12 protein-coding genes are annotated in these 12,956 nt (G+C 44.6%); 6 read left to right on the forward strand and 6 right to left on the reverse strand.

Translation table 11 applies throughout. From position 1 onward, the window contains the following. Window positions 1-253: 253 nt before the first annotated feature. Entirely contained in the window at window positions 254-1,114 is an 861-nt protein-coding gene (locus tag ACY3ZI_RS12940; protein WP_487375299.1) for a hypothetical protein, read from the forward strand. 11 nt (window positions 1,115-1,125) lie between these two features. Here ACY3ZI_RS12940 and ACY3ZI_RS12945 read toward each other — a convergent pair whose 3' ends face one another. Further along, window positions 1,126-1,923 (reverse strand): AraC family transcriptional regulator, encoded by a 798-nt coding sequence (locus ACY3ZI_RS12945; RefSeq protein WP_211886084.1) that lies wholly within the window; start codon window positions 1,921-1,923, stop codon window positions 1,126-1,128. A 98-nt stretch (window positions 1,924-2,021) separates the two neighbouring features. Between ACY3ZI_RS12945 and ACY3ZI_RS12950 the strand changes: the two genes are divergently transcribed. Further along, a complete protein-coding gene (locus ACY3ZI_RS12950) occupies window positions 2,022-2,942 on the forward strand; it encodes a DMT family transporter (RefSeq protein WP_211886086.1) in 921 nt (306 codons plus the stop codon). A 163-nt stretch (window positions 2,943-3,105) separates the two neighbouring features. Here ACY3ZI_RS12950 and ACY3ZI_RS12955 read toward each other — a convergent pair whose 3' ends face one another. Both ACY3ZI_RS12955 and tctD read right to left on the reverse strand, forming a co-directional pair. Beyond that, window positions 3,106-4,542, reverse strand: a complete 1,437-nt coding sequence (locus ACY3ZI_RS12955; RefSeq protein ID WP_487375300.1) for a sensor histidine kinase — start codon at window positions 4,540-4,542, stop codon at window positions 3,106-3,108. After that, window positions 4,539-5,207: a transcriptional regulator TctD gene (gene tctD / locus ACY3ZI_RS12960; RefSeq protein WP_211886089.1), complete on the reverse strand. Its 669-nt coding sequence runs from the start codon at window positions 5,205-5,207 to the stop codon at window positions 4,539-4,541. The genes ACY3ZI_RS12955 and tctD overlap by 4 nt, the downstream gene beginning before the upstream one ends. Window positions 5,208-5,581: 374 nt before the next feature. Between tctD and ACY3ZI_RS12965 the strand changes: the two genes are divergently transcribed. From ACY3ZI_RS12965 to ACY3ZI_RS12975, 3 genes are read left to right on the forward strand one after another with little or no spacing between them, the layout of a single operon-like run. Then, window positions 5,582-6,556: a Bug family tripartite tricarboxylate transporter substrate binding protein gene (locus ACY3ZI_RS12965; protein ID WP_036952664.1), complete on the forward strand. Its 975-nt coding sequence runs from the start codon at window positions 5,582-5,584 to the stop codon at window positions 6,554-6,556. 10 nt (window positions 6,557-6,566) lie between these two features. Then, on the forward strand, window positions 6,567-6,998 hold the full coding sequence (locus ACY3ZI_RS12970) for a tripartite tricarboxylate transporter TctB family protein (protein ID WP_036952661.1): 432 nt from the start codon (window positions 6,567-6,569) through the stop codon (window positions 6,996-6,998). 9 nt (window positions 6,999-7,007) lie between these two features. Beyond that, complete coding sequence (locus ACY3ZI_RS12975; protein WP_487375301.1) at window positions 7,008-8,516, forward strand: tripartite tricarboxylate transporter permease; 1,509 nt, start codon at window positions 7,008-7,010, stop codon at window positions 8,514-8,516. A 66-nt stretch (window positions 8,517-8,582) separates the two neighbouring features. On the opposite strand, the gene ACY3ZI_RS12980 is transcribed toward ACY3ZI_RS12975, so the two are convergent. The 3 genes from ACY3ZI_RS12980 to fabB form a co-directional block, all read right to left on the reverse strand. After that, on the reverse strand, window positions 8,583-8,909 hold the full coding sequence (locus ACY3ZI_RS12980; RefSeq protein ID WP_211886093.1) for a hypothetical protein: 327 nt from the start codon (window positions 8,907-8,909) through the stop codon (window positions 8,583-8,585). Window positions 8,910-9,022: 113 nt separating this feature from the next. Further along, complete coding sequence (locus ACY3ZI_RS12985) at window positions 9,023-9,328, reverse strand: hypothetical protein (RefSeq protein WP_211886094.1); 306 nt, start codon at window positions 9,326-9,328, stop codon at window positions 9,023-9,025. A gap of 179 nt (window positions 9,329-9,507) precedes the next feature. Next, complete coding sequence (gene fabB / locus ACY3ZI_RS12990) at window positions 9,508-10,719, reverse strand: beta-ketoacyl-ACP synthase I (RefSeq protein ID WP_108478571.1); 1,212 nt, start codon at window positions 10,717-10,719, stop codon at window positions 9,508-9,510. A 201-nt stretch (window positions 10,720-10,920) separates the two neighbouring features. On the opposite strand from fabB, the gene mnmC reads away from it, so the two are divergent. Continuing rightward, window positions 10,921-12,951, forward strand: a complete 2,031-nt coding sequence (gene mnmC / locus ACY3ZI_RS12995) for a bifunctional tRNA (5-methylaminomethyl-2-thiouridine)(34)-methyltransferase MnmC2/FAD-dependent 5-carboxymethylaminomethyl-2-thiouridine(34) oxidoreductase MnmC1 (RefSeq protein ID WP_211886097.1) — start codon at window positions 10,921-10,923, stop codon at window positions 12,949-12,951. Window positions 12,952-12,956 lie beyond the last annotated feature (5 nt).

The following is a 12,956-nucleotide window of genomic DNA, read 5'->3' on the forward strand; positions in this document are numbered from 1 at the left end:
ATAGAATGTGTGTCATGCCCGATTTGGCTGCCACACTATACTCCAAATCGTCGATAGGCTGAATCATTTACATAACAATGCTTTTGGTTGAAATTAATAGTCTAATCGGTGACATTTAATTTTTCTTTTTATTAAACAAACTTACAGATGAGTCTGACTACCTAATCTGAACGATTTCATGTTTAATCAGCAAAACCACATTAAAAACTATTCATTTTTCAGGAAGGCGTTTATTTTGAAAGGCATATTGATTGTGAAAAAAGTATTACTGTCGCTCCCCCTAATGTGCTCGTTTTATGCCTATGCTGGCGAGCAAAACTGCTCGGCGGACACCATTGCCGCCAACAACTTTAATAATTTCATCTTTGCCCAAGAGCGCCCATTTAACGACTCGTTAAAAGAGATGAATTTACACACCACCAGCCAAGATGATTATATTAACAATACGGTTCAAACGAAGTTTGATGATTGTGGAGCCTTAATCGAGTTAACGGGTCATGAAGTTATCAAATTCAGTATCCACGACAGCGTGACCGTCAAATCCATTGATATGAGCATGAAAAAAAATGGTCACAGTTGGGACTACAAATACGCATTTAAACTGTCTGTTATTAATCAAGATAATGTTGAAAAAACCATCTTGCAGCAAAAAATGAACGGGAAGTTTTTCACTGATCAGAATGGAAAAATAACCGAAGCCAAAGATTCCTCTTATACAACAACCCTCGATAAAGAGCGCATGTTAACAAGAGCAGTGACGCACTTTTTAACGGATGATAAGGGTCGATTATCTGAATCTAACCGAGTCAGTACACTAGAAAATGATAGTGTGAAAACAGCCTTCCACTATGATGCGAAAAATCGCTTAACTCGCATGCAGTCTGACTCAACCGTCAAAGAGTTTACCTATGATGATGACAGACTGTTAACCGAAAAAACTATTGAAGAATTTTTTACCACTGAAACAACCGTGACGGCCTGTAAAAGCTGGAATACGTTCGGAAGATGCACCGACGCGGAAAAAAATATCACCACATTAATTAAAGATGAACAAGGCGGGAAAGATAGCGTGTACAACTACCACGCTAATATCAAATACGATTATGTATATTGATTTTTCTGCTGCTATGGGGTCAGCTCTTTCATCCGAAACCGGTCTGGAGTGACCCCTGATATTTGTTGGAACATTGCAATAAATGCAGACGCCGAACTGTACCCCACATCCAAAGCAACTTCGTGAACACTTTTACCTTTATCCAGCCCTGCCACTGCATGCAAGTAACGCAGTCGCTGACGCCACTCGCTGAATGACATGCCTAATTCTTGTTGGCAACGGCGAGATAACGTTCGCTCCGAGGTATAAGCCCGCTTTGCCCACTGGGCAAGCGTTGTATTATCCGCAGGATCTTGCTGTAACTCCGCTAAAATCGGTGCTAACAATTTATCTTTGCTGGTAGGTAAATAGGTATCTTGGCACGGTGAAATAGCAAATTGGTCAATCAGCACTTCCCCCAAACGAATATCTTGCTCGGTTTCGGGCTGCACAATTCCCCGTTGATACATATCCGTCATGATCGTATGGAAAATGGAGCTTAATCGTACAACACAGGCCCTACTCGCAAGTCTCGGCGTATAGGCTTGGGCAAAATCAATAATCCGAAATTTAACACTCTGCTTATTAAAACTTGCATGTTGGGTATTGGCAGGGATCCAGATGCAAAACTCTGGCGGCGCCATATAATGCTTACCTTCCACTTCCATTTCCATAATTCCGCAAACCACATACAACAACTGGCCAAAGGTATGGGAGTGGGATTTGTATTCGGTTTGCTGGTTGATTTGTTCATGACGCAAGGCAATAAATTCAGGCTCAATAATATTGCATTCGTTAATTTGCAGAACATCACTTTTTAAATTATTCATAGGCTGTCTGAAAAGCGTTATCGATTGTCTGAATATCAGTATATATAATATTTCGGACAGATGTATACTCCTGTGACTGATTAGGGAGAACGTTGTTAATGAAATATTTCCTGTTTCCGCTGACCGCGGTTTTATTATGGTCCATAAATGCCATCGTCAACAAAGCCGCTGCAACGGCAATTGACCCTGCTGCTATTTCATTTTATCGCTGGGCTCTGGCATTTTTAGTCATGACCCCCTTTGTTCTGCGCTCGGTACTGCGCAATGCCAAAGTGGTTAAACAACATTGGTGGCAACTGGCCATCTTAGGTGCTTTGGGGATGATGCTGTATCAAAGTTTAGCTTACTATGCCGCACATACGGTAAGCGCGACATTTATGGGTGTTATGAACTCATTTATTCCGCTATTAACTGTGGTGATCAGTATTTTTGTTTTGAGGGTGATCCCAACCGTTGGGATTGTTGTTGGTTCCGTTCTGTCTCTGTTTGGATTGGCTTGGTTAGTCAGCCAAGGGAACCCAAGTTCATTACTTGATAATGGACTGGGTCAAGGCGAATTGCTGATGATCGTCGCTTCCGCCGCTTATGCCCTGTACGGGGTATTAACTAAGCGTTGGTCTATTCAGCTATCGAGTTGGGATTCACTGTACGTACAAGTCTTCTTTGGGGTTTTATTATTAATTCCAAACTTCTTGATGGCGGATGATGTGAGCCTTAACAGCAATAATATCGGGTTAGTTTTATTCGCAGGGATTGCCGCATCGATTCTGGCTCCAGCAATGTGGATCCAAGGTGTACTGCGTTTAGGCGCCAATACCACCTCTATCTTTATGAACCTCGCGCCGGTATTTACTGCCATTATCGCGGTATTCACCCTTGGGGAAGAGTTAAAGAGTTACCACTTAATTGGGGGCGGTATCGTGTTACTCGGTGTGATGTTAGCTCAACAGCTGCGTACCCCGCTCACTCAAGTATTTTCCCGCAAGAAAAAAGCGTTAGAAGAAGATACTTGTCAGTAAGTCATATTAATAGGTCGATTGATTAAAAGCCCCATAAATCTACTTCAAGGTTATGGGGTTTTGTTTATTTTCGCCAATTACACAGACTAAACTGCACCTAAAAAGGTGTGCAAATTAGATAATGACCGTTTTTAGGTGCAACTAGGTAATAACAGAGTACCCACTAAGCTTTCTTCGGCGCCCGGCTCGCTTTCAACGTAATACGCACCAACAGCCCACCGAGATGCTCACTCTTTAACAGCTGTAATTCTGAGCCGTGATAACTGGCGATATCTTTCACAAGCGCCAAGCCCAGCCCTGAACCTTCCAGCCCTTTGGCATTATTCAAGCGCATGAAGGCTTTTAATGAGCGGTGAATATATTTATTTTCAATACCGGGCCCTGAGTCTTCAATTTCCAACTTGGTCATCGACTTATGACTTTCATCTGCAATAATACGTACCGTGACAACCCCCTTCTCTGGGGTATATTTAATCGCATTATCGATTAAGTTCGCGCACATTTCCGCCAGCAAAATAGCATCCCCTTTCACCCAACAATGTTCTAGCCCCTCATAGCCTAAATCAATCTGCTTACTTTCGGATTGCCCTAAGCGGGTAAAACAGACTTGCTGAACAATTTCGACCAAATTAACTGCACGATAAAGCCTGATCGCCTCTTTTTCGTGTTCTTTTAAACGGGCAAGCTGCAATAACCGATCAGTTAATACAATGGTGTTATCCAAAGTTTTATTAATCGCCTGCAAACTTTGCTGTTTCTGTTGCTCATCATAGCTATTAAGAGCCACCGAAACTTGAGTTTTTAATACGGCTAACGGGGTTTTTAATTGATGGGAAGCGTCTGCACTGAAACGCTCTTGGCGTTTTAACATACGCCTTAATCGCTCCACATAGCGGTTCAATGCATCCACCAGAGGCGAAAGTTCTGACCATGGCAACACATTCGGGATTGGAGTTAGGTCATTCGCGGCACGACCCAACATAAGATTAGAAAGTTTTTTCAACGGTGTTAATAACTTACGTAATAGCAAATACGCCAATATCAGCGTCACAACCACCACAGTACCTTGGCTCATCAACGCCGAGATCAGCAATTGATTGGCAAAATCTTGCCGAGCATACACCGTTTCAGCGACGCGGATCTCCACCATGCCTTGGATCCCACCTTCATTAATCGGTTGGAAAAAGGTCGCTACGCGAATGGGAAGCCCCATATATTCCGCATCATAAAAGTAGACTAAGGCCGTGTAATGTTGAGAGCGCATCCAGTAAGGGGGGATTGGCGGTAGGTCATCATAGCCAGAAATGGTCTCCCCATGAGGAGCGATGACTTGATAAAACAGACGGTCATTATTGTTCAGTTCAAAGCTATCAAGTACCACGTAAGGCACATTCACGGAAAGATGTTCATCCACAACTTGTAATCGCTCCGCCACCGTTCTCGCCGACGCCAGTAATGTCCGGTCATAGGCGAGGTTAGCGGCGTTTTTAGCGCTGTAATAGTGGGTATAAACGGAGAAACTTCCCAACAAAATGAGGGGGATACCGAAAAACAGCAGCAACTGATGAAAGAGAGAGCGTGGATGAGAGACTAATTTCATACACTACACTGCTCTAATCGGTATCCCAATCCGCGTAAAGTATTGATATTGATATCTGAACCCGCGAGTTTTTTGCGAACCCGATGCACATACAATTCAATACTTTGTAAATTGGCTTCATCGGACAGCGAAAATACCTGTTCAAATAATTGTGTTTTTGAAACAGGTCGCCCTCTACGATGAAAAAGCATATTCAATACCGCGTATTCTCGCGGGGTTAAACCTAATGGCTCCGCCTTCAGTGAAAAATAACCGTCATCATGAAAACAGAGATCACCAAAACACTGGTCGCTATTCACATTCCCGTGACTACGGCGCAACAGCGCCCGTACTCGAGCCTCTAATTCCGCGATATCAAAAGGTTTAGTCAGGTAATCATCCGCCCCTGCATTCAGCCCTTTCACACGGTCGGCCACATCTGAATTCGCCGTTAATAGCAGAACAGGCGTTTCTTGATGCCGCTTGCGCATCTGGGCTAATACATCTAAGCCACTCATTCGTGGTAATGAAACATCCAAGACCACCAACGAGTAATTCTCGGTTTGTAATAGCTGATCGGCGATGTAACCATCACTGGCGATGTCCACAGCAAATCCCGATGCCGTTAAGGCTTTCTGTAACCACAGTGACAACTCGTCATGATCTTCAACCAATAACATTCTCATTAGTCGCCCACTCATTATGATTATTTATGCGTATAAGTTGGCACTCTCTCGGATGAATGAAAAGTGTTAAACATGATTTTTACCGAAGCTATCACAACAATCCTTCGTTAACCTGCTGCCACAGATAGAAATTAACATTAAATTAACAAATTTAAGAGGCGTAAATATAAAACAATCTGATATGTATCACATAAAAATAATTTTATTTGTTAATGAAAGGTAAATGAAAGGTTCTCAATACAATGATGAGTGGCGAGCAAACATCGCCCACAGTTATTTATCTACAAAAACATATTCATCTACAACGGTAGATCCATAACGACATAACCAACAATAACCAAGTAACTTAATTATTGTCTAGTGAGGAATGAAGCATGAAGAATTTCACAATCAATACCTTAGCTGCAGCAATTTTTTTAGTTGGCGTTAACCAAGCAATGGCGTTACCCGAAAGAACCGAATGTATTGCCCCAGCCAAACCTGGCGGTGGCTTTGACTTAACCTGTAAACTCGTTCAAGTCTCCATGCTGGAAACCAAAGAAATCGAAAAACCGATGCGTGTGACATACATGCCAGGTGGAATTGGTGCCGTTGCCTACAATGCCATTGTGGCTCAACGCCCAGCTGAGCCGGGAACCATCGTCGCATTCTCTGGTGGATCCTTACTCAACCTTGCACAAGGTAAATTTGGTCGTTACAACGAAAATGATGTTCGCTGGCTAGCGAGTGTTGGCAGTGACTATGGCATGATTGCCGTGCGTGCAGACTCCCCTTATAAAACCTTAGGCGAACTGATGGACGCCTTCAAAAAAGATCCAAACAGCATTGTCTTCGGTGCTGGTGGCTCCATCGGTAGCCAAGATTGGATGAAAACGGCGTTGCTCGCCAAAGCGATCGATTTAGACCCACGAAAAATGCGCTATGTTGCTTTCGAAGGCGGTGGCGAAACACTGACAGCCCTGTTAGGCAACCACATCCAAGTGATCTCCGGTGATATCAGTGAAATGACCCCCTATATCAGTGACGGAAAAATCCGCATCCTAGCGGTATATGCGGATAAACGCCTACCGGATGGGCTCGCTAATATCCCAACCGCTAAAGAGCAAGGCTATGACATAGTTTGGCCAATCATTCGCGGATTCTACATGGGACCCAAAGTATCCGATGCGGATTACAATCAATGGGTTGAAGCCTTCCAAAAATTACAACAAACCGACGAATTTAAAAAGCAGCGTGAATTACGTGGCTTGTTTGAATACAACTTATCGGGCCCAGAACTGGACGCTTACGTGAAAAAAGAAGTTGAGAACTACCGTGAGCAAGCGCGTTCCTTCGGGTTAGCGAAATAACGGAGTCACCATGAGCCAACGCATATTTGCCATAGTCTGGCTAATACTGTGTGGGATCGGGCTGTACATCGGCTGGGGCATCCAAAGTGAGTTTACCTATGAACCACTAGGCCCCCGCCCCTTCCCGATAGCCATACTGTCATTAATGACCCTGTGCGCACTCGCACTCCTGCTGGGTCGCCAAGAAGCGGTTGAATGGCCAAAGCCCTATGTCTTGCGCCGTTTAGTCTTGTTAATCATTGCATTAGTTATTTATGCATGGGCGTTTGAGTGGTTAGGATTTCCATTATCGACCACTTTGTTGACCATCAGCGTTGCCCTGTTATTTGGTGCAACCCCGATAGCCGCCCTGATTTCCGGTCCAATCCTAGGAATTTCCCTATTCTATGCCTTTGACCGATTACTCGATGTGACATTGCCAATCGGCGAGCTTTTTAGCTAAGGAGAAAGTATGGAAACGTGGATGTATTTATCTCAAGGCTTTGAGGTCGCGCTGATCCCTCAAAACATTATGATCGGGCTGATTGGCTGCTTTATCGGCACCATTGTCGGTATGTTACCGGGTCTTGGCCCAATTAACGGTGTCGCAATTCTATTGCCATTGGCATTTGCACTAAAGTTACCAGCTGAATCTGCCCTAATTTTGTTGGCAACCGTTTATTTAGGCTGTGAGTATGGAGGGCGAATTTCCGCCATCCTATTGAACGTTCCCGGTGACGCCGCGGCGATCATGACCACGTTAGATGGTTATCCGATGGCGAAGCAAGGTCAAGGCGGTATCGCGCTCTCGATTTCTGCCGTCAGTTCATTTATCGGTTCCACAATTGCGATTGTTGGGATCATTTTATTTGCACCTTTACTGGCACAATGGTCACTCGCATTTGGTCCTGCTGAATATTTCGCATTGATGGTTTTTGCTATCGCGTGTTTAGGCAGCATGATGAGCCAAAATCCTGTCAAATCGCTGCTCGCAGCATTGATTGGTTTGGCACTAGCAACCGTCGGTGTCGATGCCAACTCTGGGGAATACCGCTTTACCTTTGACAGCGTTAACCTATCCGATGGCGTCCAGTTTATCGTCGTGGTTATTGGTCTGTTCTCTGTCAGTGAAATATTACTCATGCTAGAAAGCACGGCAACAGGACAAGGATTGATCCGCAAAACGGGTCGAATGTTATTTAGCAAGAAAGAAGCCAAGGCCTGTGCTGGTCCAACATTACGCTCCTCATTTATTGGCTTTTTTGTGGGAATTTTACCGGGTGCAGGGGCGACTATCGCTAGTGCCATCACCTATATGACAGAGAAAAAAATTGCAGGGGATAAAGGGACATTTGGTGAAGGGGATGTTCGCGGTGTCGCGGCACCTGAAGCCGCCAACAACGCCTCTGCCTGTGGGTCATTTATTCCGATGTTAACCCTCGGTGTTCCGGGTTCAGGCACGACGGCAGTAATGATGGGGGCACTGACCCTGTATAACATCACTCCGGGTCCGGGAATGTTTACTGAACAGCCACATATCGTTTGGGGATTAATTGCCGCACTGCTGATTGCTAACGTTGTGTTGCTAGTGATGAATATTCCACTGATCGGCCTATTCACGCGAATGCTCACCGTGCCATTGTGGTTCTTAGTCCCTGCGATTGCTTGTGTCTCTGCGGTGGGCGTTTACGCCGTACACAGTACCACTTTTGACCTGCTACTAATGATGGGGCTTGGGGTATTCGGCTATATCTTGCGGAAGATGAATTTCCCGCTATCTCCGCTGATCCTCGGGTTTGTTTTAGGTGAAATGTTAGAGCAAAACCTGCGCCGCTCGTTGTCTATCAGTAATGGGGATTTCAATATTCTGTGGAGCAGTACGATTTCTAAGAGCTTATTAATTCTGGCGGTGCTGGTGCTAGTGTTACCACCGATTGTGAAGCTTATTCGCAAACGCCGCCAGCAAACCGCGCAAGTGTAATTCCTACTGTACGTTATGACTAAAAGACTTCGCCCCATGAAAATGGGGCTTTTTTTGTTTACTAGCTCACTGATTTTCTGATTTCGGGTATCCCTGCTCGCGTAGCCATTCGCGACCCACATCAATGGTTGGTGTTTGTACAATAAAGACAAACAAGGCACCGATCATACCGCCTAACAATGCGCCGCCTAGAAAACCACCGGAAAAGAAACCAAAGAAAAACAACATAAAGGCTAATACAGCGGAAAGTAAAACCGCGAGTCCTGTGAGCTTCCAATATTTCGCGCCCATGCGTTTTTTACCTTCTTTCAGGCATTGACGAAATAGGCGTCCTTGCTCTTTTCTCTCTAATCCTGCTAATTCTGGAACACTTTTCGCCGTCCAATACGCCATCTTTTTTACCTTTCTTTTTGATTAAATGCTGTGTCATGCATTTATAAACAATTTGGCAATAAAAGACCCGTGGATAATTCTGATAACCTTAAATAGCGATAAGAAATGACGAGCTATTTAATGCCATTTTCTCCTATGATTTCAGCTTGCTGTCGCTGTTTTTCTTTTTGATCGGCTTCCCGTCTCAATGTATGTAATTTAGTATCATGAAAATCCAGTTTCTCGGCTATCACCTCTTCTGGGATATCTACATCCAGCCTTTGTAGCACCTTTTCTTTATGCAATGGAAATGGCATGTCAACATTACGCACAGTTTTTAACAACGCACTAAATTTACTGCGAATGTAGTTAACGACTAAGGTGCCTAAAATCTTAATATCCTGCTTTAAAACCGCCATATTAAATCGAGTTATGTTCATTTTAATTCCTCAAAGTGAATGAATATTTGAGTCGATATCATGGCACTATTTTCATTACGGTAATTTAATAAAATGATGATGGTGGCGGCAATAATTGAGCCATAAAAAAAGCGAGAGCCTTAGCCCTCGCTTTCTATTTAGTGCATTTCAGTGAATCAGTGCATTTCAGTGAATGAAAATTACGCTTTGTATTTGCTCATCACTAACGTTGCGTTAGTACCACCGAAACCGAAGCTGTTAGACATCACTGTGTTCAGCGCTTGCTCAGTTGGTTTGGTGATGATGTTCAAGCCTTTCGCTTTCTCATCTAAATTCTCAACGTTGATGCTTGGCGCAATAAAGCCATGCTCTAACATCAGCAAGCTATAAATCGCTTCTTGAACGCCTGCTGCACCTAAAGAGTGACCTGTCATCGCTTTGGTTGCAGAAAGTGCAGGGCAATCATGACCAAACACTTCTTGGATAGCTTCTAACTCTTTAGTATCACCGACTGGTGTTGAAGTGCCGTGTGTGTTGATGTAATCGATTTTATCAACACCGTGCATTGCCATTTGCATACAACGCACTGCGCCTTCGCCCGATGGAGCCACCATGTCAGCACCGTCAGATGTTGCGCCGTAGCCAACCACTTCTGCATAAATGTGTGCGCCACGTGCTAATGCGTGCTCTAACTCTTCAACCACGACGATACCGCCGCCGCCTGCAATAACGAAACCATCACGGTCTTGGTCATAAGTTCTTGATGCTTTCGATGGAGTTTCGTTGTACTTAGTCGACAGCGCACCCATTGCATCGAACTCACACGTCATTTCCCAGCTCAGTTCTTCACCACCACCCGCGAACACAACATCTTGTTTGCCCAGTTGGATCAGCTCAACTGCGTGACCAATACAGTGTGCGGACGTTGAACATGCAGAGCTGATTGAGTAGTTAACGCCTTTGATTTTGAACGGTGTTGCTAAGCAAGCAGAGATACCGGAAGCCATTGCGCGAGTCACCATATATGGACCCACACCACGCAGACCTTTCGCACGCATACCGTCAGAACCTGCGACTTGGTTACGTGGAGAACCACCACCAGAGCCAACAACAACACCCGTACGCAGGTTAGACACTTGGTCTTCCGCTAAACCTGAATCTTTAATCGCCTGTTCCATTGACAGGTAAGCATAGACAGAGCAATCACTCATGAAACGGCGGACTTTACGGTCAATCAGACCTTCAGTATCCAGCTTTACATCACCCCAGACATGGCTACGCAGCCCTGCCTCTTTAAATTCTTCTGAGAAAGTGATCCCGGAACGACCTTCCTTCAGAGAAGCCAGTACTTCTTCCTGGTTATTACCAATGCTGGAAACAATACCTAGGCCAGTTATGACTGCACGCTTCATTCGTTACCTCATGTCTATAATTATATGATTACGGGATTACAGGTGTCACTTTAGCTTACACTTGTACGCTGAACAAGTCCGATCAGGGTAAATATTTGTATTTTTTTTATCATGACACAAATAAGGCTTTTATGTGACGGTAGCCTTACAGTGATATCAGCGTTAGAATTTGAATATGATTTTGCAATAACGGGCTTAAACGTGAAAAAGACAGCTGTACAAACCGCTCACCTCAGTTGGAATGAGGAAGGCACACCGATTTCAGAACAGTTTGAAGACATCTATTTTTCTAACCAAAATGGCTTAGAAGAGAGTCGCCATGTGTTTTTGCAGGGAAACCATTTTCCACAGCGATTTCTAACACACCAAGATGAAACTTGTGTGATTGCCGAGACAGGATTTGGTACTGGGTTGAATTTTCTCGCTTTATGGCAAGTCTTCAACCAATTCAAAGCCGAAAACCCCAATGCAAAATTACAACGATTACATTTTATTAGTTTTGAAAAATACCCGTTATCAAAAGCTGATTTAATCGCCGCGCACCGTTGTTGGCCTGAATTAGCTGAGCTCTCAGAGCAATTATGTGAACAGTGGCCACCCGCCCTACCCGGCAACCATCGAATTATTTTAGAAAACGGCTTGATCACCCTCGATTTATGGATTGGTGATGTAAATACGCAAGTATCCATACTTAATGACAATTTAAACAATAAGATAGATGCGTGGTTTTTAGATGGTTTTGCACCGTCCAAAAATCCGCAGATGTGGAGCGAACAGTTGTTCGCTGCAATGGCAAAATTTGCGCGTAAAGGCGGCACATTTGCCACCTTTACGGTAGCCGGATTTGTCAAACGTGGATTACAACAAGCGGGCTTTACTATCATGAAGACCAAAGGATTTGGTCAGAAGCGTCAAATGCTAACAGGGGTATTAGAAAATAATCTGATTCGCCCGATGGCACCTTGGTTTGCGCGTCAATCCGCATCCCATACGGATGATATCGCAATTATTGGTGGTGGAATTGCCACCCTCGCCTTAGCCCGTTCACTCAAAAAACGCGGAGCGAATGTCACGATTTATTGTCAAGACCAGCAAGTCGCGCAAAACGCGTCTGGAAACCGCCAAGGCGCAGTCTACCCTCTATTGACTGGGAACGATAATGCCCTAGAACGCTTTTTTGTTAGTGGTTTCCCGTTTGCAACTCGCTTTTATCAGCAACTTAGCGCGCAAGGTATCGAATTTAATGGACAATGGTGCGGGGTAAGCCAAATGGCATATAACCCTAAATCAACCAAAAAAATCGACAACATGCTGCAAACCGAATGGCCAGAAGAGTTTGCAATTGGCAAAGATAGGCAACAACTCAGTGAACTCAGCGGAGTAGATGTCAATCATCGAGGTATTTATTACCCCACTGGCGGCTGGCTATGCCCTGCGCAATTATGCGAAAGCTTAGCGCAAGAACTCGCTGAACAAGGGGTTAATTTCCACTTTGGTCTGTCAGTCACCAACTTACAGCATTCAGAAAACGGCTGGGAACTGACATTCGATAAACATCAAACGGCTCACCATCAAACCGTGGTGATTGCCAATGGTCATTTATTGAATCAGTTTGAGCAAACGAAAAACTTGCCTATCACCCCTGTACGCGGCCAAGTCAGCCACATCCCGACTAACCCCACATTGCAAAAATTAAAAACCGTGCTGTGCTTCGAAGGTTATATGACGCCAGAAGATGCCACAAATCAGCATCACTGCTTGGGAGCTAGCTACCAACGAGATAATTTGAGCCTTGAATACTCCGAGGAAGAGCAGCAAGAAAATCTGCAAAAGCTGCTCACCAGCCTACCGGATGTGGATTGGACGTCGCAGGTGAATATCTCCGACCAGCAATCACGTCAAGGGATCCGCTGCGTGATCCGCGACCATATGCCGCTACTTGGTAATGTTCCTGACTTCGATGCCCTGATGCAGCAATATACGGATTTACCTGAGCAACTTCACCGTCAACAATCTGTTGAACCCTCTCCAGCCTATCCTAATCTGTTTGTGTTCGGAGCATTAGGAGCACGAGGGCTTTCCACTGCTCCACTGTGTGCTGAAATCCTCGCGGCACAAATTTTTGACGAGCCGATGCCTGCCGACGATGACGTGCTTGCCGCATTACATCCAAATCGTTTTTGGGTGAGAAAACTGCTTGCGGGACGTCCAATCACCACGAAAGAGGCGTGAACAAA

The organism is Providencia sp. LY12, assembly GCF_057621555.1.